22 protein-coding genes are annotated in these 21860 nt (G+C 73.3%); 10 read left to right on the top strand and 12 right to left on the bottom strand.

Annotated features, from left to right (window positions below):
• Window positions 1-94: 94 nt before the first annotated feature.
• Complete coding sequence (locus ACFYZQ_RS27685) at window positions 95-1531, top strand: lipase maturation factor family protein (RefSeq protein ID WP_389153050.1); 1437 nt, start codon at window positions 95-97, stop codon at window positions 1529-1531.
• A 54-nt stretch (window positions 1532-1585) separates the two neighbouring features.
• On the opposite strand, the gene ACFYZQ_RS27680 is transcribed toward ACFYZQ_RS27685, so the two are convergent.
• From ACFYZQ_RS27680 to ACFYZQ_RS27645, 8 genes are read right to left on the bottom strand one after another with little or no spacing between them, the layout of a single operon-like run.
• On the bottom strand, window positions 1586-2425 hold the full coding sequence (locus ACFYZQ_RS27680) for an amidohydrolase family protein (RefSeq protein ID WP_389153047.1): 840 nt from the start codon (window positions 2423-2425) through the stop codon (window positions 1586-1588).
• Entirely contained in the window at window positions 2422-2736 is a 315-nt protein-coding gene (locus ACFYZQ_RS27675; protein WP_389153044.1) for an L-rhamnose mutarotase, read from the bottom strand. Before ACFYZQ_RS27675 ends, ACFYZQ_RS27680 begins: the two co-directional genes overlap by 4 nt.
• A complete protein-coding gene (locus tag ACFYZQ_RS27670) occupies window positions 2733-3716 on the bottom strand; it encodes an aldo/keto reductase (protein WP_389153041.1) in 984 nt (327 codons plus the stop codon). Before ACFYZQ_RS27670 ends, ACFYZQ_RS27675 begins: the two co-directional genes overlap by 4 nt.
• Window positions 3713-4477 carry an SDR family NAD(P)-dependent oxidoreductase gene (locus ACFYZQ_RS27665; RefSeq protein WP_389153038.1) on the bottom strand — a complete coding sequence of 255 codons (765 nt, stop codon included), beginning with the start codon at window positions 4475-4477 and terminating at the stop codon, window positions 3713-3715. The genes ACFYZQ_RS27670 and ACFYZQ_RS27665 overlap by 4 nt, the downstream gene beginning before the upstream one ends.
• A complete protein-coding gene (locus tag ACFYZQ_RS27660) occupies window positions 4474-5814 on the bottom strand; it encodes an L-fuconate dehydratase (RefSeq protein ID WP_389153035.1) in 1341 nt (446 codons plus the stop codon). The genes ACFYZQ_RS27665 and ACFYZQ_RS27660 overlap by 4 nt, the downstream gene beginning before the upstream one ends.
• 38 nt (window positions 5815-5852) lie before the next feature.
• Complete coding sequence (locus tag ACFYZQ_RS27655) at window positions 5853-6881, bottom strand: ABC transporter permease (RefSeq protein WP_389153032.1); 1029 nt, start codon at window positions 6879-6881, stop codon at window positions 5853-5855.
• On the bottom strand, window positions 6874-8364 hold the full coding sequence (locus tag ACFYZQ_RS27650; RefSeq protein ID WP_389153030.1) for a sugar ABC transporter ATP-binding protein: 1491 nt from the start codon (window positions 8362-8364) through the stop codon (window positions 6874-6876). The genes ACFYZQ_RS27655 and ACFYZQ_RS27650 overlap by 8 nt, the downstream gene beginning before the upstream one ends.
• Window positions 8361-9431: a sugar ABC transporter substrate-binding protein gene (locus ACFYZQ_RS27645; protein ID WP_389153027.1), complete on the bottom strand. Its 1071-nt coding sequence runs from the start codon at window positions 9429-9431 to the stop codon at window positions 8361-8363. Before ACFYZQ_RS27645 ends, ACFYZQ_RS27650 begins: the two co-directional genes overlap by 4 nt.
• Before the next feature lie 233 nt (window positions 9432-9664).
• On the opposite strand from ACFYZQ_RS27645, the gene ACFYZQ_RS27640 reads away from it, so the two are divergent.
• The 4 genes from ACFYZQ_RS27640 (at window position 9665) to ACFYZQ_RS27625 (ending at window position 13070) form a co-directional block, all read left to right on the top strand.
• A complete protein-coding gene (locus tag ACFYZQ_RS27640) occupies window positions 9665-10366 on the top strand; it encodes a FadR/GntR family transcriptional regulator (RefSeq protein WP_389153024.1) in 702 nt (233 codons plus the stop codon).
• A gap of 88 nt (window positions 10367-10454) precedes the next feature.
• Complete coding sequence (locus ACFYZQ_RS27635; RefSeq protein ID WP_389153022.1) at window positions 10455-11033, top strand: hypothetical protein; 579 nt, start codon at window positions 10455-10457, stop codon at window positions 11031-11033.
• A 205-nt stretch (window positions 11034-11238) separates the two neighbouring features.
• The gene (locus ACFYZQ_RS27630) at window positions 11239-11778 is read left to right on the top strand and encodes an ArsR/SmtB family transcription factor (protein ID WP_389153020.1); all 540 of its coding nucleotides are present in this window, start codon (window positions 11239-11241) and stop codon (window positions 11776-11778) included.
• The gene (locus tag ACFYZQ_RS27625; protein WP_389153018.1) at window positions 11775-13070 is read left to right on the top strand and encodes an MFS transporter; all 1296 of its coding nucleotides are present in this window, start codon (window positions 11775-11777) and stop codon (window positions 13068-13070) included. The genes ACFYZQ_RS27630 and ACFYZQ_RS27625 overlap by 4 nt, the downstream gene beginning before the upstream one ends.
• 64 nt (window positions 13071-13134) lie before the next feature.
• Here the strand turns inward: ACFYZQ_RS27625 and ACFYZQ_RS27620 are convergent, their stop codons facing one another.
• Window positions 13135-14247 carry a sensor histidine kinase gene (locus tag ACFYZQ_RS27620; protein WP_389153015.1) on the bottom strand — a complete coding sequence of 371 codons (1113 nt, stop codon included), beginning with the start codon at window positions 14245-14247 and terminating at the stop codon, window positions 13135-13137.
• 2 nt (window positions 14248-14249) lie between these two features.
• A complete protein-coding gene (locus ACFYZQ_RS27615; protein WP_389153013.1) occupies window positions 14250-14999 on the bottom strand; it encodes a response regulator transcription factor in 750 nt (249 codons plus the stop codon).
• Window positions 15000-15114: 115 nt separating this feature from the next.
• On the opposite strand from ACFYZQ_RS27615, the gene ACFYZQ_RS27610 reads away from it, so the two are divergent.
• The 3 genes from ACFYZQ_RS27610 to ACFYZQ_RS27600 all read left to right on the top strand — a co-directional run bounded on the left by ACFYZQ_RS27610 (window position 15115) and on the right by ACFYZQ_RS27600 (window position 17238).
• Window positions 15115-15834, top strand: a complete 720-nt coding sequence (locus ACFYZQ_RS27610; protein WP_389153010.1) for a glycosyltransferase family 2 protein — start codon at window positions 15115-15117, stop codon at window positions 15832-15834.
• Window positions 15831-16448, top strand: coding sequence for a DUF2064 domain-containing protein (locus tag ACFYZQ_RS27605; RefSeq protein WP_389153007.1), 618 nt, complete (start codon window positions 15831-15833; stop codon window positions 16446-16448). Before ACFYZQ_RS27610 ends, ACFYZQ_RS27605 begins: the two co-directional genes overlap by 4 nt.
• 196 nt (window positions 16449-16644) lie before the next feature.
• Window positions 16645-17238, top strand: coding sequence for a class I SAM-dependent methyltransferase (locus ACFYZQ_RS27600; protein ID WP_389153004.1), 594 nt, complete (start codon window positions 16645-16647; stop codon window positions 17236-17238).
• Here the strand turns inward: ACFYZQ_RS27600 and ACFYZQ_RS27595 are convergent.
• Together ACFYZQ_RS27595 and ACFYZQ_RS27590 are read right to left on the bottom strand one after the other, a co-directional pair.
• Window positions 17141-17623, bottom strand: a complete 483-nt coding sequence (locus tag ACFYZQ_RS27595; RefSeq protein ID WP_389153001.1) for a hypothetical protein — start codon at window positions 17621-17623, stop codon at window positions 17141-17143. The genes ACFYZQ_RS27600 and ACFYZQ_RS27595 overlap by 98 nt on opposite strands.
• The gene (locus ACFYZQ_RS27590) at window positions 17623-18846 is read right to left on the bottom strand and encodes a molybdopterin-dependent oxidoreductase (RefSeq protein ID WP_389152998.1); all 1224 of its coding nucleotides are present in this window, start codon (window positions 18844-18846) and stop codon (window positions 17623-17625) included. Before ACFYZQ_RS27590 ends, ACFYZQ_RS27595 begins: the two co-directional genes overlap by 1 nt.
• A 113-nt stretch (window positions 18847-18959) precedes the next feature.
• Between ACFYZQ_RS27590 and ACFYZQ_RS27585 the strand changes: the two genes are divergently transcribed.
• Window positions 18960-20339: a hypothetical protein gene (locus tag ACFYZQ_RS27585; RefSeq protein WP_389152996.1), complete on the top strand. Its 1380-nt coding sequence runs from the start codon at window positions 18960-18962 to the stop codon at window positions 20337-20339.
• Window positions 20340-20456: 117 nt separating this feature from the next.
• A complete protein-coding gene (locus ACFYZQ_RS27580; protein ID WP_389152993.1) occupies window positions 20457-21800 on the top strand; it encodes an amidase in 1344 nt (447 codons plus the stop codon).
• Window positions 21801-21860 lie beyond the last annotated feature (60 nt).

The raw sequence follows: 21860 nt of genomic DNA, 5'->3' as shown, positions 1-21860 counted from the left end.
GGTCGGCTGCCGGAGAGGGGTTACCCGGCCGGAGGCATGCGGTACACGGAGTGACAGCATCCGAGGCGTCACGGGGCAGGGAGAGCACACGGCTGTGAACTGGTTCACCGCACCCGACTACTGGATGGGCCGGCTGGTCTTCCAGCGGGCCCTCGCCGCCCTGTACCTCGTCGCGTTCCTCGGGGCGGCCGTCCAGTTCCGGGCCCTGCTGGGCGAACGCGGCATGCTGCCCATCCCCCGGTTCGTCGAGCGGGTGCCGTTCCGGCGCGCGCCGAGCCTGTTCCAGCTGCGCTACTCGGACCGTCTGTTCGCCGGCTGCGCCTGGACGGGCTGTGCCGTCTCAGCGGCGCTGCTGGCGGGCGCGGACTCCTGGCTGCCGCTGTGGGCGGGGATGCTGCTGTGGCTTCTCCCGTGGGTGCTGTACCTGTCGATCGTCAACGTGGGCCAGACCTGGTACGCGTTCGGCTGGGAGTCGCTGCTGCTGGAGGCCGGTTTCCTCGCCGTGTTCCTCGGCAACGACGAGGTCGCCCCGCCGGTCGTGGTGCTGTTCCTGCTGCGCTGGGTGCTGTTCCGGGTGGAGTTCGGCGCCGGTCTGATCAAGATGCGCGGGGACGCGTGCTGGCGGAAGCTGACCTGCCTGGACTACCACCACGAGACCCAGCCGATGCCGGGCCCGCTGAGCTGGTTCTTCCACCACCTGCCTGCGCCGCTGCACCGGGTGGAGGTGGCCGCCAACCACTTCACCCAGCTCGTGGTCCCGGTGCTGCTGTTCGCCCCGCAGCCGGTCGCCACGGCCGCCGCCGCCCTGATGATCGTCACCCAGCTGTGGCTGGTCCTCTCCGGCAACTTCGCCTGGCTGAACTGGATCACCATCGTGGCGGCCCTGCCGGTGGTCCGCTTCCCCGCGCACGCCCCGGCCCTGCCCCCGGCGCCCCTGTGGTACGAGGTGGTGGTCCTCACCGTCGCCGCGCTGCTGCTGTTCCTGAGCTACCACCCGGTGGTGAACATGGTCTCCCGCAGCCAGGTGATGAACCGCTCCTTCGACCCGCTCCACCTGGTCAACACCTACGGCGCCTTCGGCAGCGTCAGCCGGATCCGGTACGAGGTGGTGGTGGAGGGCACGCTCGACGACGTACCGCGCGAGGACTCCGACTGGCGGGAGTACGAGTTCAAGGGCAAACCCGGTGACCCCCGGCGCTGGCCACGGCAGTTCGCGCCCTACCATCTGCGCCTCGACTGGCTGATGTGGTTCGCCGCGCTGTCGCCCGGCTACGCCGGCGCGTGGTTCGGCGGCCTGGTGGAACGCCTGCTGGAGAACGACCCGGACACCCTCAGGCTGCTGCGCCGCTCCCCCTTCCCGGCCGACGAGCCCCCGCGCCACGTCCGCGCCCGCCTCTTCCGCTACCGCTACACGACCTGGCGGGAGCTGCGGGAGACGGGCGCGTGCTGGGAGCGGACCCCGGTGCGGGAGTACCTGCCGCCGACGCGGCTGGCGGCATCCGGTGCCCGGCACACGACACCCGGACCATGAGTTCGTCGGCACCGGGGACGTCCTGGTGGAGCGACGCGGGTGGACGGGTGCCCCTCAGAGGCGGTACACGCGTGCCGCGGTCCGCTCGAACACCGCGCCCCGCTCCTCGTCGCCCAGTTCGCCCAGGAGCAGCCCCGCGGTCTCGGCGACCCGCGCGTACGAGGCGGCGAGGGTGCACACCGGCCAGTCCGAGCCGAACATCAGACGGTCGGGGCCGAACGCGGACAGGGCCTCGTCCGTGTACGGGCGAAGGTCCGCGATGGTCCAGGAGGCGAAGTCGGCCTCGGTGACCAGGCCGGAGAGTTTGGCGACGGTGTTGGGGAGCGCGGCGAGCGCCCTGAGGGCCGTCGCCCAGGGCACGCGGTCGCCGGAGGCGATGGGCGGCTTGCCCAGGTGGTCCAGTACGAAGGTGAGCCCGGGGAGGGACTCGGCCGCCTTGACGCAGGCCGGGAGCTGGTGGGCCTGGACGATCAGGTCGTACACCAGGCCGGCGTCGGCGACGGCCAGCAGACCGCGGCGCACGTCGGGGCGCAGCAGCCATTCCGGGTCGGGTTCCGACTGGACCTGGTGGCGGATGCCCTTCAGGTACCGGCCGCCGGGCAGTGCTCGCAGACGGGCCAGTTCCTCGGCCACGTCGGGACGGGTCAGGTCGGTCCAGCCGACGACGCCCGCGATCAACTCGTGCGTCTCGGCCAGCGCGAGGAATTCCGGGGTCTCCTCCGGGACGGTGATCGTCTGGACCAGGACGGTGCGGTCGACGCCCGCCGCCCGGGCCTGCGGTTCCAGGTCGGCCATGTGGAAGTCGCGGCGCAGCGGCCGGAGTGCGGGGCCGGTGATCCATTCCTGGTCGCGGACCGAGAGGTCCCACACATGGTGGTGGGCGTCCACCGTCATGGCAGCTCCCACACGACGGGCAGGCCGGCGTCCGCGCCGTCCCCCGAGTAGTCGTGCACGACGTCCAGCAGTTCGGCCATCCGGGCCTGCCAGGCGACGTTGACCGGCAGTTTCTCCAGTTCGGCGAGCAGGCGCGCGTAGTCCTCGCACTCCAGGACGTGGAAGAGTTCGGTGCCGCTGCGCCAGATCGTCCAGGAGGTGGCGCCGGCGGCGCGGATGGCGTTCGTGAGTTCGGCCGGCACCTCGCGGTGGGCGGCCTCGTACTCGGTGATGCGGTCGGCGCGGACCTTGGTGTGCAGGGCGACTCTCATGAGGGCTCCTCGGTGGGCGGCAGACCGGTGGGCAGCAGACCGGTGTCCCGTAGTTCCCGCCAGAAGGCGGCAGGGATCTGCGCGTCGAACTGCTCGGCGCAGTCGCGGGCCTCGTGCGCCGAGCGGGCGCCGACCAGGACGCTTCCGACGGCCGGGTGCGCGGCGCAGAAGGCGAGGGCGGCGGCCCGCAGGGTGGTGCCGTGCCGGTCCGCGACGGACTGCAGGCGCCGGGCGCGGTCCAGCAACTCCCCCGGGACGCGTGTGTAGTTGTACGTCGCGTCCGGTCGCGGATCCGCCAGCAGACCGGAGTTGAAGGCTCCGCCGACGACCACCGACACGCCTCGTTCGGCGGCGGCGGGCAGCAGTTCGGCGGCGGCGCTCTGGTCGAGGAGCGTGTACCGGCCCGCGCAGAGCACCACGTCGACGTCCGTCTCGCGGACGAACCGGGTGAGCATCTCGGCCTGGTTCATGCCGGCGCCGATCGCGCCGACCACGCCCTCGGAGCGGAGCTTCTCCAGCGCGGGGTAGCCCTCCCGGAAGGCCTGCTCGGCGTGGTCGTCGGGGTCGTGGAGGTACACGACGTCGACGCGGTCCAGGCCGAGCCGTTCCAGACTGGCCTCCAGGGTGCGCCGTACGCCGTCCGCGCTGAAGTCCCAGACGCGGCGGTGGGTGGCGGGGACGGCGAAGCCGTGCGCGAGGTCGTCGCCGCCCGCGTCCGTGGGCTCGAGGCGGCGGCCGACCTTCGTGGAGACCGTGTACTCGGCGCGCGGGTAGTCCCGCAGGACGTCGCCGAGGCGGCGTTCGGACAGGCCGAGGCCGTAGTGCGGGGCGGTGTCGAAGTAGCGGACGCCGTGCTGCCAGGCCGTGTGCACCGCGTCGTGCGCCTGCTCGTCGTCGATCCGGGTGTACAAGTTGCCGATCCCGGCGGCGCCGAAGGCCAGCGGGCTGACCCGGACTCCGCTGCGGCCGAGCGTTCTCACTGGCCCACCGGCCTGAGGCGCAGGCCCTGCATGCCGCCGTCGACGGCGAGGGAGGTACCGGTGGTGGCGCCGGACAGGGGGCTCGCCAGGTACGCGATGGCGCCCGCCACCTCGGCGGCCGACACCAGGCGGCCGGTGGGCTGGCGGGCCTCCAGGGCGGCCCGTTCGGTGGCCGGGTCGGGGGCGGCGTCGAGCAGGCGGCCGACCCATGGGGTGTCCGCGGTGCCGGGGTTGACGCAGTTGACGCGGATTCCCTCGCGGACGTGGTCGGCGGCCATCGCCAGGGTGAGGGAGTACACGGCGCCCTTGGTCGCGCTGTACAGGGCGCGTTGCGGCAGGCCGGCGGTGGCCGCGATGGAGCAGGTGTTGACGATCGCCGCGTGCCGGGAGCGCCTGAGGTACGGCAGGGCGGCGCGGGCGGTACGGACCATGCCGAGGACGTTGACGTCGAAGACACGGCGCCACTCCTCGTCGTCGTTGTCCTCGACGGTGCCCTGGGCGCCGATGCCGGCGTTGTTGACCAGGACGTCGATGACGCCGTGGCCGCCGAGGTCCTCGGCCGCCGCCGCGACGGCCGCGCGTACGGAGGCGTCGTCGGTGACGTCGGCGCGGAAGGCGAGCAGCGGCTTGTCGACCGACGAGGGGTCCAGGTCGAGCACCGCCACCCGGGCGCCGCGCTCGGAGAGGAGTTCGGCGGTGGCCCGTCCGATTCCGGAAGCACCGCCGGTCACCAGGGCCGTCAGGCCCTCGAAGTCGCTCATGCCGCCTTGCCTTTCCGCGTCTCGGGGTCGGCGGCCCAGAAGCCGCCGCCGGGGAACGTGAACCGCGCGATGGACTCGGGCCGCATGGTGGCGGAGAAGCCCGGCGCGGTGGGTGCCGTGTAGTGACCGTCGCGGATCACCACCGGGGCGAGGAAGTGTTCGTGCAGGTGGTCGACGTACTCGATGACCCGGTCCTCGGTGGTGCCGGAGAGGGCCAGGTAGTCGAACATCGACAGGTGCTGGACGAGTTCGCACAGGCCGACGCCGCCCGCGTGCGGACAGACGGGGACCCCGAACTTGGCCGCGAGCAGCAGGATGGCGAGGTTCTCGTTGACGCCGCCGACCCGGGCCGCGTCGATCTGCAGGATGTCGAGGGAGCCGGCCTGGAGCAGCTGCTTGAAGACGATCCGGTTCTGCACGTGCTCGCCGGTGGCGACCTTGACCGGGGCCACGGCGGCGCGGATCGCGGCGTGGCCGAGGACGTCGTCCGGGCTGGTGGGCTCCTCGATCCAGTACGGGTCGAAGTCGGCGAGGGCCTTGGTCCAGCGGATCGCCTCCGCCACGTCCCAGCGCTGGTTGGCGTCGATCGCGAGGCGGACGCCAGGTCCGACGACCGAGCGGGCGACCCGGCAGCGGCGGACGTCGTCCTCCAGGTCCGCGCCCACCTTGAGCTTGATCTGGGTGAAGCCGTCCGCGACCGCCTGGGCGGCGAGCCGGGTGAGCTTGTCGTCGTCGTAGCCGAGCCAGCCGGCGGAGGTGGTGTACGCCGGGTAGCCGCGCTCCAGGAGACGGGACCGGCGTTCGGCGGCGCCCTCGCGGCCCCGGCGCAGCAGGTCCAGGGCCTCCTCGGGGGTGAGGGCGTCGGTGATGTACCGGAAGTCGATCTGCGCGACGAGCCACTCCGGTTCGGCGTCGGCGAGCAGCTGCCACAGCGGCCGGCCGACACGTTTGGCGGCGAGGTCCCAGACGGCGTTGATCACCGCCCCGATGGCCATGTGCATCACGCCCTTCTCCGGCCCGAGCCAGCGCAGCTGACTGTCGCCGATCAGGTCCCTGAAGAGGGATCCGGGGTCGTCGCACATCTCCTGGACCGGGCGCCCGAGGACATGGTCCCGCAGCGCGTCGATCGCGGCGACCTGGACATCGTTGCCCCGCCCGATGGTGAAGGTGAACCCGTGTCCCTCGTGCCCGTCGGCCGCGTCGGTGCGCAGCACCACATAGGCCGCCGAGTAGTCCGGGTCGGGGTTCATCGCGTCGGAGCCGTCCAGCTGGCGCGAGGTGGGGAAGCGGATGTCGTAGGTGTCGACCGCGATGACGCGGGCGGGGCTCGGGGACACAGCAGACCTTTCCGTCAGGGGTGATGCGGACGCGTGAGTCAGTCCTGCGCCCGGCCCGTCGTCACGCGGGCGATCATGAGGGCGACGAGGATGATCCCGCCGTAGATGGCCTGGATCCAGAAGGACGGCACCTGGGCGAGGGTGAGCAGGTTCTGTACGACGCCCAGCAACAGCACACCGGTCAGCGCGCCGAACATGGTGCCCTTGCCGCCGTCCAGACTGATCCCGCCGATCACCGCGGCGGCGAACACGGTGAAGATCATGTTGTTGCCCTGGTTGGCGCTGATCGCGCCGACGTAGCCGGTCTGCATGATCCCGCCGACCGAGGCGAGGACCCCGGCGACGACGAACACGCCCAGCATCACGCGCTCCACCCGGATGCCTGCCGCGCGGGCCGCCTCCGCGTTGCCGCCGATGGCGTACAGGGCGCGGCCGACGCGGTGGTACTTCAGCAGGAACCCGGTGACCGCGAAGGCCGCGGCGGCCACCCACACCGACAGCGGGACGGTGAGGAAGGTGGTGGTGGCCAGGGAGTAGAAGCTGTCCGGCATGCCGAAGAGCGTCTTGCCCTTGGTCGCGCCGACCAGCAGGCCGCGCAGCACGATCAGCATCGCCAGCGTCACGATGAACGCGTTGAGTTTGAACTTGACGACGAGGACGCCGTTGAAGGCGCCGACCGCCGCGCCGACGACGAGCACCGCCAGCAGGGCGAGCGGGGCCGGGAGTTCGGTGCCCCAGCCGGACTGCGCGGACGGCAGCACGAGGAGCGCGCCCACGGCCGGCGCGATACCGACGACCGACTCCAGGGACAGGTCGAACTTGCCGGTGATCAGTACCAGGGACTCGGCGAGCACCACCATGGCCAGGGCGGCGGAGGCGCCGAGGATCGAGATCAGGTTGCGCTCGGTGAGGAACGAGTCGTTGACCACCGCGCCGAGCACCATGAGCAGCAACAGGGCGGGAACGAGGGCGAGTTCGCGGGCCCGGCGGAGCAGGACGGCCTTGGTGGCCCGCGGGTCGGGGGCCCTCAGGGGGGCGAGCGGCGGAGCTGCCTTGGTTTCAGCCATGGTCCACTCCTTCGATGGAGGCGATCAGCTCGTGGTCGCGCCAGCCGGCCGGGTGCTCGGCGACGACGCGGCCGTGGAAGAGGACGAGGACGCGGTCACAGCGGCGCAGGTCGTCGAGTTCGTCGGAGACGACGAGGACGGCGGTGCCGTCGTCCCGGGCGCCGTCCACCCGGGCCAGCAGGGACTCCTTGGACTTCACGTCGACGCCCGCGGTGGGGTTGATCAGGACGAGCAGCCGGGGGTCGCGGGCGAGGGCGCGGGCCATGACGACCTTCTGGGCGTTGCCGCCGGACAGGTCGGAGACCGGCTGGTCGGGGCCCTCGGCGTGGATGTCGAGGCGTTCGATGAGGTCGGTGGCGAACCCGCGTTTGCGGTCGGGGGCGACGAAGCCGTAGCGGCCGAGCCGGTCCAGTACGCCGAGGGTGGTGTTGTCGCCGATGGTCATGCCGGCCACCAGTCCCTGGTCGTGCCGGTCGCGGGGCACGCAGCCGACGCCCGCCTTCAGCGTGGCCCGTACGTCGCCGAAGGGCAGCTCCCGGTCCTCCAGCCGTGCGGTCCCGGCCGTCGGAGAGCGCAGTCCGGCGAGGGTTTCGGCGAGTTCGGTCTTGCCGCTGCCGCTGGAGCCGGCGAGCCCGACGACCTCCCCGCTGCGGACGGTGAGGTCGACGGCGTCGTACGCCTCGGAGGCGAGCCCGCGCACGTCGAGCACAACGGGCCCCTCGGCGGCCGCGGTGGCGTGCGGGGTCCGGCGGTCCTCCACCGACTCCCCCGCCATCGCCTCCACCAGCGCCGCCCTGGGCAGTTCGGCGACGGGCGCGGTGACGATCCAGCGGGCGTCGCGCAGCACCGTGACGGTCTGGCAGACCTCGTACACCTCCTGCAGGTGGTGGGAGATGAACAGGAAGGTGACACCGGAGTCCTGCAGGGCGCGCATGCGGGCGAACAGCCGCTCGATCTCGCGGTTGTCGAGCTGGGCGGTGGGTTCGTCGAGGACGATGAACCGGGCGCCGAAGCTCAGCGCGCGGGCGATCTCCACCATCTGGCGGTCCTCGACCTTGAGGTCGGCGGTGCGGACGTCGGGGTCGACGCGTACGTCCCAGGTGTCGAGGAGCTGTGCCGCCTCGGCCCTGAGTCTGCGCCAGCTGATGAACCGGCGGGTGAGCGGCTGCCGGTTGATGAAGAGGTTCTCGGCGACCGTCAGCTCCGGTACGACCGTGGGCTTCTGGTAGACACAGGCGACCTTGCGGCGCCAGGCGTCCCGGTCGGCGAGCGGGGGCGCCGGCTCGCCGTCGAAGTGGACCGTGCCCTCGTCCGGGGCCTGCAGTCCGGTGAGGACGCTGACCAGGGTGGACTTGCCGGCGCCGTTGCGGCCGACGAGGGCGTGGGACTCGCCGGGCAGCACCGTGAGCCGGCCGTCGGCGAGGGCGGTGGTGGGGCCGTACCGCTTGACGACGTCCCGTGCCTCAACAAGTGGCGTACTCATTTGACCGTGTTGCCCCACAGCTTGGGGTCGTCGACGTTGTCCTTGGTGACCAGCGGCGCGGGGAGCTGGTCCTCGAGGATGCCGCTCGGCAGCTTCACGATCGTGGAGTCGTGGTCGGTCGGGCCCGGCTTGAACGTCTTCCCCTCCATCGCGGCCTTGATGTAGTACATGCCGTACTTGGCGTAGGTGTCGGCCGGCTGGGAGACGGTGGCGTCTATCTGGCCCTTGCGGATGGCGTCGAACTCCTGCGGGATGCCGTCGTTGGAGACGATGACGATGTGGCCTTTCTGCCCGGCCGCCTTCAGCATGCTCTTGGACTTCAGGGTCTGCAGGGTGGGCGCGAGGTAGACGCCGCCGGCCTGCATGTAGATGCCCTTGATGTCGGGGTTGGCGTTGAGGAGCGTGTCGAGCTTCGACGCGGCGGTGTCCGACTCCCACTTGGCCGGGATCTCCAGGACCTTCAGCTTCGGGTACTTCTTCTTCACGCAGGAGCGGAACGCCTCGGAGCGGTCCCGGCCGTTGACCGAGGCGAGGTCGCCCATGATCTGCACGACCTTGCCGCTGGTGACGTGCGCGCCGAGGTATTCGCAGGCCTTTTCGCCGTAGGCGACGTTGTCGGCCCGTACGACCATGGCGACCTTGCCCTTGTCGGGCGCGACGTCCACGGCCACCACCGGTACGCCCTTGCGTTCGGCCTGGTCGAGGCCGGCCTGGATGGCGGCGCTGTCCAGCGGGGCGACCACCAGGCCCTTGACGCCCTGGTTGAGCTCGTTGTTGATGTCGGTGATCTGCTGCGAGGGGTCGCTGTTGGAGTTGACCGTCTTGAGCGCGTCGACGCCTTCGGACTTGGCCATCTTCGGCACGTAGTCGTTGTACGACTGCCAGAACGGCGAGGTCAGCAGGGGCAGGACCACCCCGACGTTGCCGGTGCCGCCGCCCCCGGTACTGGCCGCGCCGGTGTCCTTGGTGCTGCCGCACGCGGCGAGCGCGAGTGAGGCGCCGACGGCTGCGGCCACCACGCCGACGATCCGGGACCTGCTTCGTTTCCACACTGTTGTGCCGGGCATCCTGCGGCTCCTCGTTGAGCGACTTCGTACGAACTCCGAGCGACTTTCAAGCGACTTCGCTCGACTTTCGAGCGACTTCGAGGTTGAACGACTTCGAGCAGACGTCCGCATACTTATCAGACCACTTCCCCGGAGGAACACCCTTCGACGGCAGATTTTCCCGTTTCCGCGCTGTAGTGGTCCGACCAACCGGGTGGCTAGACTGCGGCGCATCCGGTGACTGGAGGAACGGCGTGGACGAGACGGCCCCGCAGAAGGGCACTGTGACGCAGCGCGCCATCGAGCAGATCAAGGTGATGATCGGCGAGGGCCGCCTGGAGCCGGGCCAGCGGCTGCCCACCGAACGCGACCTCGCGGCCCAGCTGGGCATCTCCCGCAGCTCGATGCGCGAGGCCATCCGCGCGCTGACGGTGCTCGGGGTGCTGGAGGCCCGGCACGGTTCCGGTATCTACGTCACGCAGCTCCAGGCCGGTGACCTGCTGGAGACCTTCGGGGTGGTCGCCGACCTGTCCCGGGGCCCGCGGCTGGTCGAGCTGCTGGAGGTGCGCCGGGTCCTGGAGTCCACGGCGACCGCCCTGGCGGCGGCCCGCATCACTGCGGACCAGCTGGCGGAGGTCGAGAAGCATCTGACGGCGATGAACGCCACCGACGACCCGGAGGAGATCCTCGCCCACGATCTGGCCTTCCACCGCGAGATCGCGATGGCCGCGGGCAACGAGACCATGGCCGCCATCCTGGACGGCCTGTCCTCCCGCACCTTCCGGGCCCGCGTCTGGCGCGGCTACCAGGAGGAGGGCGCCTTCGCCCGCACCCGCCGCGAGCACGCCGCCATCCACCGCGCCCTGGCCGCCCGTGACCCGGAGGCCGCGAGGGCGGCGGCGGCCGCGCACGTGGGCGAGGTGGAGGAGTGGCTGCGGGCGCAGCTGGGCCGGTGAGCGCGGTGTTCATGTCCCGGGGTGCCCGGGGGCGCGGGCGGGCGGACACTGGGAGGGACGGGCCCGGCACGCACGAGGGGGTGTGGCCATGGCCAGGAGCCGAAGCGACAGCCCGTGGACGTGGCGGTGGCGCCGCAACCCGCTGAGGCGCACCAGCGACGTCGTCGAGGCATGGATCGTGCTGGTCACGTGGCTGCTCGCCGTGGTGGGCAGTGTGCTCACCGGGCTGGCCACCGCGGACGCCGTGGCGCGGGGACTCGACCGGCAGTGGACCGAGCGGCGTCCGGTCGAGGCCGTGCTCGTGGGTCGGGTGCCCTCGGTCACGTCGGCGCGGGGCGACGACGGCCGGGTCTGGGCCGGCGTCCGCTGGACGACACCGGACGGCGCGGTCCACACGGGCCGGACCAAGGTACGTCCCGGCATGGCGTCGGGCACCCGGGTCACCGTGTGGACGGACCGGCAGGGGAAGGTCACCGCGAAGCCCCTGTCGCCCGGCGAGGCGGGGTTCCGGTCGGCGTGGACGGGCACCCTCGTCGCGACCGGCACGGCCGCCGCCGTGTTCGGCGGTGCCCAGCTGGCCCGTGCGGGTCTGGAACGGCGCCGGCTGCGGCAGTGGGACGAGGAGTGGGCGCGCGTGGACACCCGCCGGGGAGGCCTGACCGGCTGACGGCGTACGGCCGCGCGCCTCGGAACGCCGGCAGAGCTGCGCGGTTCTCGGCCCGGGAAACAGCCGTCCGCGGGCACCGCGCGGCGACATGGTTGCGGGCCCGGTGGACCGTGGTTCACCTCAGCCGCACGCCGACCACCGCCCGGCCCGGGGTCGGCGCGAAATCCCCTTGCCCAATGGTCAAGAATCGTTGACCATTACTCGAATGACTACCGATGATCTTCCAGAGACGTTTCACGTCACCACGGACGAGCAGCTGCGTGCCGTCTCCAATCTCACGCGCCACCGGATCATGGCCGTGCTCCGCTTCGAGCCGGCGACGATCACGCAGATCGCCGAGCGGGTCGGTCTTGCCAAGGGGAGTTCGAGCTATCACGTGCGGCTGCTGGAGCGGGCCGGCCTGGTGAAGGTGGTTCGGACACGGAAGGTGCGGGGGGTCACCGAGCGGTACTACGCGATGGCCGCACGGTCGATCGAGCTGCCGGACCCGGGGGTGGGGCAGCCCGATGTGCTGATGCGGCATGCGGTGGCGGACCTGGAGGCCTCGCCGGTGGATGGCGAGCGGCACGTACGGATGGCGCATCTGCGGCTCACCGAGGAGCAGTTCGCGCAGTTGGGGGCGCGGCTGCAGGCACTGGCGGACGAGTACCGGGAGCTGTCCGATCCGTCGCTGCCGGACGCGTCACTCGTCTTCGCACTGTTCCGCCCGGCGCCGCGCGAGCAGGCCGAGGGGGGTGCCAAGTGACCTCAGGTGTCCGGAAGTCGCCGATCGGGTTCGGACGGCTGTGGACCGCGCAGACGGTGTCCTCGCTCGGTGACGGGGTGTCGCACGCCGCGCTTCCGCTGATCGCGTTGACGTTGACACGGGATCCGATGGCGCTCGCAGTCGTCACGGCCGCCGGGACGCTGCCGTGGCTGCTCTTCGGAGTGCTCGGCGGTGCGCTGGTGGACCGCTGGGACCGTCGGCGCACGATGTGGGTCATGGACGCGGCGCGCGCGGTGCTGCTCGTCATACCGGCGGCAGCGGCCGCGCTCGACGGCTTGAGCATTCCGCTGCTCGCGTCCGTCGCCTTCCTGCTCGGGCTCGGCGGACTCTTCTTCGACACGGCCGCCACGGCCTATCTGCCGGAGTTGCTCGGCCGCGCCCCGGCCCTGCTGGAGCGAGCCAACGCTCGCTTACGCGGGGCCCAGACCGCCATGTCCGGCTTCGCGGGGCCGCCTGCGGGCAGTGCGCTGCTCGCGCTCGGACGGACGGTCCCGCTGCTCGCCGACGCGGTGTCGTTCCTGCTCTCCGCACTGCTCGTACGGTCGCTCCCCGCCATGCCCCGGCCCGTGCCGGAGATCCGCGAGTCGCTGCTTCAGCAGGCGCGGGCGGGGGCCTCGTACGTCTTCCGGGACCGATTGCTGCTCGGGCTCGCGCTGCGCCCGGCGGTCGGGAACATCGCCTTCCTCGCCGTGGAGACCGTCCTCGCCCTCTTCGCGCACGACCGCCTCGGTATCGACACCTACGGCTTCGGCCTGCTCCTCACGGCGGAGGCCACCGGCGGTCTGCTCGGCGCAGGCGTCGCCTCCCACCTCGGCCGACTGCTCGGCACCGGCACCGCACTGACCTGCACGGCCGCAGTCGAAGGGCTTGCCGTCCTGGGTCTTGCCGCCGCCCCGAACCCGTACGTGGCCGGGCTGGCGCTCGCCGTCTGCGGGGCCGGCATGGGCGCCACGATGGTGCTCGGGCCCTCCCTCCGGCAGGCGGTCGTCCCGGCCCGCCTCATGGGCCGGGTCGCCTCCACCTCCCGCATGCTGGCCATGTGCGCCGCCCCCGTCGGGGCCTTCCTCGGCGGCTGGCTGGCCACCACCTACGACATCCGCACCCCGCTCTACGCCGCCGCCGGCCTCCTCCTGACGATGACGGCCGTCACGAGATCCATGACCAGCAACCGCCGGGTCGAAGCCGCGCTGCGTGCCGCCGCCGCGGCCGGCGGTCCGGATCACCCGGCTTCCAGGGATAGCACCCAGGAGAGTGCACCCGGCTTGTTGTGACGCCTGCCGGGAAGCGGGCACCGGTTGCGTCAGCAGTGGCCCCAGGCCCCCCGTACCGAAGGCCTCACGCCTCGGCCGCCGGGAGGGTCACCTCGAAGCGGCAGCCGCCCGGGATGTTGTGGACGGTGGCCCGGCCCTGGTGGGCCTCGACGATGCCACGCACGATGGCGAGGCCGAGGCCCGCGCCGGCGGGGGGTGTGCGGGCGTGGGTGCCGCGCCAGCCGGTGTCGAAGACCCGGGTCAGGTCCTCCTCGGGGATGCCCCCGCAGCCGTCGGTGACGGAGAGCACCACGCCCTGGGGTGATCGTTCGGCGGCGACGGCCACGGTGCCGTCGGCCGGGGTCCTGCGGATCGCGTTCACCAGCAGGTTGCCGAGGACCCGGCTCATCTCCTTGCCGTCCACCTCGACCGGCACGGCCTCGACCCGGTCGCCGACGAGGCGTACGCCGTGTTCGCGCGCGAGCGGGTCGGCGCCGGCGAGGGCGTCGCCGACGAGATCGTACACGGAGATCCGGCTGGGGCTCAGCGCAAGCGCCCCCGCGTGGATGCGGGACAGTTCGAAGAGGTCGCCCACCATGTCGTTGAGCCGCTCGACCTCGGTGCGGATCTGCGTGAGGTAGCGGGCCGGGTCGGCGGCCACCCCGTCCTCCAGCGCCTCCGACATGGCCCGCAACCCGGCGAGCGGGGTGCGCAGGTCGTGCGAGATCCAGGCGACGAGCTCACGCCGGGACGACTCCAGGGCACGCTCCCGCTCCCGGGACTCGGCGAGCCGGGCGCTGGTGGCGGCCAGTTCACGGCTGAGCGCGTCCAGTTCGGCGGTGGCCGGGTGGGCGGGCGCCGCGAAGTCGCCGCGGTCGCCGAAGGAGCGGGCGGCGAGGGCGAGTTCACGGCTGCGCGCGACCACCCAGCGGCCCAGCAGCACGGCCGTGGCCAGGGACACGACGGCGGCCATCGCGACGACGGTCGTCACCACGCTCAGGTCGTGCGCGGACAGGAACATCGCCTGTGCCACGGCCATGGTGCCCGCGAGCATCGCGAACACGCCGACCGCCGCCACCACACCGAGCGAGGCGGTCAGCGACCGGCGCCGGATCAGCCGGAGCACGGCCGCGCCGAGCAGTCCGGTGGCGGCCGCGGCGAGGAAGGCGTACAGGGCGATGAGGAGGGTGTCGCGCATGGTCAGCCCACCTCCCGGCCACGGGGGTCGAAGCGGTAGCCCACGCCCCACACGGTCTGGATCAGACGGGGCCGCGCCGGGTCGTCCTCGACCTTGCCGCGCAGCCGGCGGACGTGGACGGTGACCGTCGACAGGTCACCGAAGTCCCAGCCCCACACCTCACGCATCAGGTCCTCCCGGGCGAACGCCCGGCCCGGATTCCGCAGGAGGAACGCCAGGAGGTCGAATTCGCGCAGGGTGAGGGCGAGTTCGGCCCCATCCTTGGTGGCCCGGCGGGCGGCGGGGTCGACGGTCAGACCGGCCGAGGTCAGCGTGTGCGGCTGGACGGCGGGCCGGGTGCGGCGCAGCACCGACTCCACCCGCAGGACGAGTTCGCGGGGGCTGAACGGCTTGGTGACGTAGTCGTCGGCGCCCACCTCGAGGCCGAGGATGCGGTCGTCCTCGTCACCGCGGGCAGTGAGCATGATGACCGGCACCGGCCCGCGGGCCCGCAGCCGGCGGCACACCTCCAGGCCGTCCATGCCGGGCAGCATCAGGTCCAGCACCACGAGGTCCGGGCGGTGCGCGGCGGCCCGGGTGAGCGCGGTGGGCCCGTCGTCGGCCCGGTCCACGGTGTACCCGGCGCGGCCGAGGTACCCGGCGACCACCTCGGCGACGGTGGGGTCGTCGTCGACGACCAGGACCCGGGCGGAGTCGGGCGGCGCGGGGTCGGCGGGGGTCCCCGCCTGCGTGAACTCGTACGGCTGCTGCATGCGTCCAGCCTCGCACCGCCTCCCCCGCCCGCGCCGCCGACGGACGCTGCGGGGGCCGTGACGTCCGCGTTTCGTAAGGAGCCGAAGCCCGATATGCCCGTTTCGCGTTCGTAGGGTGAGACCCGTGACGACCACTCCCACACCCACAGGGGTCGACGTGGTGCTCCCCTGTCTGAACGAGGCCGAAGCACTGCCCTGGGTCCTGGCCCGCATCCCGCCCGGCTGGCGCGCGCTCGTCGTGGACAACGGCTCCACCGACGGCTCCGCCGACGTCGCCCGCGCGCTCGGCGCGACCGTCGTGCACGAGCCGCGCCGCGGGTTCGGCGCCGCCTGCCATGCGGGGCTCGCCGCCGCCGACGCCGACATCGTGTGCTTCTGCGACTGCGACGCCTCGCTCGACCCGGCGCTGCTGGTGCCGTTCGTACGGGAGGTGCGCGACGGCCGGGCCGATCTGGTGCTGGGCCGGCGGCGTCCCGAGAGCCGGGGTGCCTGGCCCGCGCACGCCAGGGCCGGCAACCTCGCTCTCACCCGGATGCTGCGCCGCCGCACGGGGCTGCGTCTGAAGGATCTCGGTCCGCTGCGGGCCGCGCGCCGGGAGGCGCTGCTCGCGCTGGACCTCACCGACCGGCGCAGCGGCTACCCGCTGCAGATGATGGTGCGCGCCGCCGACGCGGGCTGGCGCATCACCGAGCACGACGTCCCCTACCGGCCGCGTACCGGCGCGTCGAAGGTGACCGGGACCTGGCGCGGTACCTGGCAGGCGGTACGGGACATGAGCCGCGTCCTGGCGGAGGCGCCCGCCCACCCACCCGTCCGAGGAGGCAGCCCCAGGTGATCACGCTGCTCGTCATCGCCAAGGAGCCGCGGCCGGGCCGGGTCACGACCCGGCTCACCCCGCCGTTCACCCCCCGGGAGGCGGCCGAGCTGGCCGAGGCGGCCCTCGCGGACACCCTGCACAGCGTGGCCACGGCGCCGGCCGGCCGCCGGATCCTCGTCCTCGACGGGAAGCCCGGCCCCTGGCTGCCGCCCGGTTTCGACGTCGTACCGCAGTGCCCGGGTGAGCTGGACGAGCGTCTGGCCGCGGCGTTCGCCGGGTGCGACGGGCCCGCCCTGCTCATCGGCATGGACACCCCTCAGGTGACGCCGGAGCTGCTCGACGTCGGCTTCGACGACTGCGACGCGTGGTTCGGGCCGGCCGAGGACGGCGGCTTCTGGGCCCTCGGCCTGGCGGAGCCCGATCCCCGGCTGCTGCGGGGCGTGCCCATGTCGACACCGGAGACGGGCGCCGTGCAGCGGGACCGGCTGGTCGCCGCGGGGCTCAGGGTGCGGGATCTGCCCCGGCTGCGGGACGTCGACACCGCCGCCGACGCGCACGCGGTCGCCGCCCGCGCGCCGCACGGCCGCTTCGCCGCCCGCCTCGCCCGGCTCACCCGGGCGGTGGGCCGATGAGCACCGCCCAGGAGCTCGCCCGCCCGGCCCCGCGCCCGGTCGGCGTGCGGCGGTCCCTGGCCCCGCCGGGCCGGACGGCGGTCCCCCTGTCCCCGCCCCGGCCTGGTCCACCGACGACTCCTACGCCGCCGCCCTGCGCTCCGGCCGCCGCCCCCTTTTCCTGCGGCGCGCGGACGGCCGGCCGCTGCCGCTGGAGGTGGAGCGCTGGTGTGCCCGGGCCGACGCCGCGGATCTGGAGGTGCTGTCCCGGTGCGAGGGCGCCGTCCTCGACGTGGGATGCGGTCCGGGACGGCTGGTCGCAGCCCTCGCGGCACAGGGGTGGCACGCCCTCGGCATCGACGTCAGCGAGGCGGCCGTGGCCGGCACGGTCCGGCGGGGCGGGGCGGCGCTGTGCCGCTCGGTCTTCGAGCCGCTGCCGGGCGAGGGCGGCTGGGGCACCGCGCTGCTGCTCGACGGCAATATCGGCATCGGCGGGGATCCGGCCGCGTTGCTGGACCGGCCGGCCCGGCTCCCCGTGCCCGGCGGGCTGCTGGTCGCCGAGACCGCGCCGGTCGACGTGGACGAACGCACCCGGGCCCAGGTCGTGGACGCGACGGTCGTGCCCGGCCCGGCCGCCCGCCCTTTCCCCTGGGCGCCGCACCCCAGCCCGCCCTGCCGCGGCACGCGGCCCGGGCGGGCTGGGGTGCCGAGGATCAGTGGACGGCGGGTTCCCGCCGCTTCGTCGCCCTGCGCGACCGCGCCAGCCGCAGGGCCAGCAGCAGCGCCGAGCCGCCGAACAGCACGGCGGTGATCAGCAGCCAGCGGGCCGCGAAGCCGCTCGCCGAGAGCCCCGCGGCCGACCGGTAGCGCTCGTTCACCTGGCCGCTGATCAGCGGGAACCACACCAGGAGCAGCAGCCCGGACAGCGCGGCGGGCACCCGGACGTACAGTGTCCAGCCGCGCCGTCCGGCCGCGCCGAGCGTGCGTACGAGAGCGCGGTCGGCCGCCGCGTACAGCGGCAGCAGCACCAGGTCGTGCAGCAGGGCCGCCCCCACGAACCACAGCGCCACGCCGAACCAGTCGCCCGCGAGGAGCCGCAGGCCCGCGTATCCGGCGAGCGCGAAGGAACAGCCGAGCAGCACCAGTTGCAGGGGGCTGCCGAGCGGGATCCGGCGGGGCGTCACAGGTCTCCGCATCACAGGTCTCCGAAGGTCATCCGGGCCACCCATTTGGTGTTGAGCACGCCGGGCGCCGCGGGCACGATGATCCGCGCGGGGTAGCCGTGGTCGGGGGTGAGGTCCTCGCCGTTGACGTACAGGGCGAGCAGGGAGCGCGGGTCGGCGACCTGGTTGGCGCGCAGGGCGGCCCGGCGGAAGGCTCCGTGCCGCTGGAGGGACTCGACGAGGACGTCGGGCGGGTCGTCGTGGCCGACCCGGGCGGCGAGGTCACGCAGGCGCACACCCCGCCACCACTGGTCGGAGGTGGACCACCCCTCGACGCAGGCGATCGGCAGCGCGGAGCTGTGCAGCGGCATGCGCAGCAGGTCGGCGCGGCTCAGCCGGACGGTTCCGGTACGGCCGGTGACGGTCAGCCGCCACGCCTCCTCGCCGGTCTCCGCCGCGTCGATACCCGCGTAGGCCGCCGTCTTGTTGATCTGGAAGCCGCCGGGACCGCCGCCGGGTTCCGCACCGCCGTGCGGGGTGAGCAGTGCGGTCCGGCGCAGCGGTCCGTCGAAGCTGCGGCCGACGGTCGTCAGGAACAGCAGCAGGGAGCCGCCACCGACCAGCCACAGCGCGCCGCGTCTGGAAACGGTGGCGGAGTCCGGCCGCGGCGCGACCAGGTCCCCCTCCTCCCGCGCGCGGCGCACGTTCCGCACCGCCGTGGGCAGCTTCAGCACGGCGTGCGCGACGAACGCGGCGAAGAAGACCCAGGCGCCGTAGAAGTGCAGCGGGTAGAAGGAGCCGGGGAAGACGTAGTCGAGCTGGACGTTGAGCACGCCGGTGGTGAACTCGAAAAGGCCGCCGCCGACCAGCAGCAGCAGTGAGATCCGCTCCAGTGCGTGGGTGAGCGAGCGGGCCGGCGGGAGGGTGAAGAGCCTCGGCACGACCGACCACAGCTTGGCCAGCAGCACCGGGATCAGGGTGATGCCCAGCGTGACGTGGACGCCCTGGGTGAGCCGGTACAGCCAGTACGGGTTCGTCGGCCAGGCGAACAGGTAGAAGCCGAGGATCCCCTTGTCCGGGGTCTTGTCGTTGACCGGCGAGAGTCCCGGGTTGTAGGCGGCGTACGACACCAGGCCCGTCACGAACAGCACGGTGATGCCGACGAGGAGGACGAGGCCGAGCACCGAGGTGAACCAGGGACCGCGCAGCGGGCTGCGCCAGAAGCCGGGTGAGGTGGGGAGCCGTGGATCGCTCATGTTCCGACCGTAGGCCGGTGGGGCCCCGGTGCAGGGCCCGTGACCGGTGACGAAACGCTGACGTCCGCCGCGCGCACCGGCCCGCCGCCCGCCGTGCGCCCTAGCGTTCCGGTGTGACCCGCCCTTTCCCGCGCGACGGGTACGCCGTCGCTGCCGCCGTCCTGCTCGTGCTGACCGCCGTCCTGGTCGGCCGCCGCATCCAGGACAGCCGCCACACGCTGTTCGTCCACTGGCCCCCGCTGTACGCCTCCTGGAACCCGCACATCGGACCGGGCACTCCGGCCGCCGTCGTGGTGGCGGTCGCCGTGGTGGTGTACGGGCCGCGGCTCGCGGCACGGCTGCGCCCGGGGGCGCTGCTCGCCGCGGCCTGGGGGGCGGCCATGGCCTGGATCTGGTCCCTCGCACTGGTCGACGGCTGGCACCGGGGTGTCGCGGGCCGGCTGGCCACCCGCACCGAGTACCTCCGGGCTGTCGGCCGCTTCCAGGACGTCCCGGCGGCCCTGCGTGACTTCACCCGCCACATCGTCTGGGGCACCCCCGACCCCTGGCCCGCCCATGTCGCGGGGCATCCGCCGGCCGCGACGCTCACGTTCGTCCTGCTCGACCGGATCGGGCTGGGCGGGGGCGGTTGGGCGGGGGCCTGGTGCGTCACCGTCGGCGCCACGGCCTGCGTGGCCGTCCTGGTCGCGGTGCGCGCCCTCGCCGGGGACGGCGTGGCGCGGCGGGCGGCGCCGTTCCTGGTGCTGGCCCCGGCCGCGGTGTGGATGGGTGCCTCGGCCGACGCCTACTTCGCGGCCGTCGCCTCCTGGGCCGTCGCCCTGCTCGCCCTGGCGGTGACCGGACGGTCGGTGTGGTGGGCGGCGGGCTCCGGGCTCCTGTTCGGGCTCACCTGCTACCTGTCCTACGGGCTCACGCTCCTCGCGGTGATCGCGGCGGCGGTGCTGTTCCTCGGCCGGCACCGGGTCCGCGAGCGTCCTGTGCTGCCCGTGGCTCTGCTCGCCGGCCTGGTGGTGGTGCCCGCCGCCTTCACCCTCGCCGGTTTCGACTGGTGGGAGGCCTACCACCTGCTGGTCACGCGCTACTACCAGGGGGTGGGCGGCACCCGGCCCTACGGCTACTGGGTCTGGGCGAACCTCGCCTGCACGGTGGTGATCACCGGCCTCGCCACGGTGGCCGGCCTGCGCCGGGCCGGCGGCACGCTCGCCCGCGCGCCCCGCCCTCTCCTCGGGCCTCCCGGGAAGGTCCCGCCGGCGGGCACTCCCCCGGTGGCCGGCGCCGAGACGCGCCTGGCCCTGCTCGTCTTCGCCGCCCTGCCGGCCCTCCTCGTCGCCGATCTGTCCGGCATGAGCAAGGCGGAGACGGAACGTATCTGGCTGCCGTTCGCGATGTGGCTCCTGCCGGCCTGCGCGCTCCTCGCCCGGCCCCGGGCGTGGCTCGCCGCCCAGGCGGTCCTGGCCCTGCTGGTCAACCATCTGCTGCTGACCGGCTGGTGACCGCGGCCGGGGCCTCTCGACGCGGGGCGGGCGAACGGGCACAGTTCTGCCTACGTACCGTACGTACCGACCGGTACGCGCCCGTGTGTCTTTCCCGTCCCCCTTTCAGGAGCGCCCGTGACCAGCTGGGTCGGCCGGACCGCCGCCGAGATCGCCGCCGCCGTACGTGAGAAGCGGGCCACGCCCCGCGAGGTGGTGGCCGAGCACCTCGCCCGGATCGAGCGGCTCGACGCCCGCACCGGCGCGTTCCGGACGGTGCGGGCCGAGGCGGCGCTCGCCGAGGCGGACGAGGTGGCGGGCCGTGCCGGTCTGGCGGACCTGCCGCTCGCCGGTGTTCCGGTGGCGGTCAAGGACAACCTGGCCGTACGCGGCGAGGCGAACCGGAACGGCTCCGCCGCGACCTCTTCGGCGCCCGCGCCCGACGACCATGTCACCGTGGCGCGGCTGCGGGCGGCGGGCGCGGTGATCGTGGGGCTGACGAACGTTCCGGAGCTGTGCGTCTTCGGTACCACGGATGGTGTGCACGGCACCGCGCGCAACCCGTGGGACCTCTCGCGCACCGCAGGGGGTTCCTCGGGCGGCAGCGCGGCCGCGGTGGCCGCCGGCCTGGTACCGGTCGCCCTCGGCAACGACGGCATGGGCAGTCTGCGCATCCCGGCGGCGAACTGCGGCCTGGTGACGCTGAAGCCCGGGCACGGGGTGGTGCCGGCGGGCATCGGCAACGGCGACTGGTTCGGCATGTCGGAGAACGGGCCGCTGGCGACCACGGTCGAGGACCTGCGGCTGGTGCTGTCGGTCCTTGCGGACGCGGAGTTCGGCCGCCGGGTGGACCCCGCCCCGCTCGCTGTCGCCGTCTCGCTGCGCAGCCCGCTGCTCGGCGTGCGCGTCGGCAGGCCGTACACGAGCGCGGTCCGGGAGGCGGCGGGGCTGCTGGCCGGGGCGGGGCACCGGCTCCGGCGTGCCGAGCCGCCGTATCCGGCGTCGCTGGGCGTCACCGCGCTGCGGCACTGGACGGCGGGCACCGCGGTGGACGCCGAGGGCCTGGACCCGGCGCGGCTGGCCCGGCGGACCCGGGTGCACGCGGCGGTGGGCCGACGCTTCGTCGGCGCGGTCCGCACCGGCGAACCGCGGGAGCTGCTGCGCCGCCGCCTGAAGCCGTTCTTCGCCGAGCACGACGTGCTGCTCATGCCCGCCCTCGCCCGCCGCTCGCCCGAGGCCGGGCCCTGGCACGAACGGGGCTGGCTGCGCAATCTCCTGGTCAACACGAACTACTCGCCGATGACCCCGCCGTGGAACCTCACGGGCTGGCCCGCCATGTCCGTCCCCTTCGGCACTCTGCCCTCCGGTGCACCGTGCGCCGTGCAACTGGCAGCCCGTCCGGGGTCGGAGGCGGTGCTGCTGGAGGTCGCGGAGCAGTTGGAGGAACTGCGCCCGTGGCGGCGGACGGCGCCGCTCGACTAGCACGCCGCAACGCCTCGGGCACCGCGCCGAGGAGCGTACGACGATGCGGCGCAGGAAAGT

The organism is Streptomyces sp. NPDC001843, from assembly GCF_042891955.1.
GTDB lineage: Bacteria > Actinomycetota > Actinomycetes > Streptomycetales > Streptomycetaceae > Streptomyces.
Note: the sequence above shows the minus strand (reverse complement) of the source record. Positions and strands in the feature narration are given on the sequence as shown.